Origin of the sequence: Paenibacillus sp. LHD-38 (assembly GCF_031157315.1) — a bacterium.
Lineage (GTDB): Bacteria > Bacillota > Bacilli > Paenibacillales > Paenibacillaceae > Pristimantibacillus.
This window is the reverse complement of the sequence record NZ_JAVIFU010000145.1, coordinates 1-746: the sequence shown is the minus strand read 5'-3', so window position 1 is coordinate 746 and position 746 is coordinate 1. Positions and strand designations below refer to the sequence as shown.

The window sequence follows — 746 nt, the reverse complement described above, 5'->3', positions numbered from 1 at the left end:
GCCCTACTTTTAGAACGCTTACGAGTCATTGTGCGACGGGTCCCAATCAAGTATGGATGTGGGATATTACCTGGCTTCCTGGTCCTGTGAAGGGCATTTATTTTTATTTGTATCTTATCCTGGATTTATACAGCCGAAAGATAGTAGGTTGGGAGATTTGGGAGAAAGAATCTGCCGAGCATGCAAGTCAATTAATTCGCAGAGCGGTACTCAGTGAGCAGTGCGTGGTTCGAAAGAATCCGCTTGTCTTGCATTCCGACAACGGCAGTCCGATGAAGGGGTCAACCTTACTAGAAACCCTTTACAGTCTAGGCATCACACCATCAAGAAGCAGACCGCGAGTAAGCAACGACAATCCTTATGCAGAATCGATCTTTAGAACATGTAAATACCGTCCTGAGTTCCCTTCCAACGGCTTTAGATCTAGGGATGAGGCGCGTGAATGGGTACTGCGTTTTGTTCACTGGTACAACATGGAGCATCGTCACAGTGGTCTTAATTTTTTGACACCTAACCAAAGACATCAGGGTCTGGCTAGGCAAATATTTGAGAAAAGACAGCAGATCTACGAAGCGGCAAAAGCGCAGCATCCTCATCGTTGGTCTGGAAACACGCGCAACTGGAATTTAGAAGAGGAAGTTTGGCTCAATCCAGAACGAGCGAAGCTTATTCAAGCTGAAGAAAATTCATGAAACTAAACCACTTCTATTTTTGAGGAATCACGACAACTACCTTGACAATTACCG

1 protein-coding gene is annotated in these 746 nt (G+C 45.2%); it reads left to right on the top strand.

Features of this window, described 5'->3' with window-relative positions; translation table 11 throughout:
• Nucleotides 1–692, top strand: a 692-nt coding sequence (locus RCO25_RS34640) for an IS3 family transposase (RefSeq protein ID WP_309000576.1), incomplete at its 5' end; no start/stop codon positions are given.
• Nucleotides 693–746 lie beyond the last annotated feature (54 nt).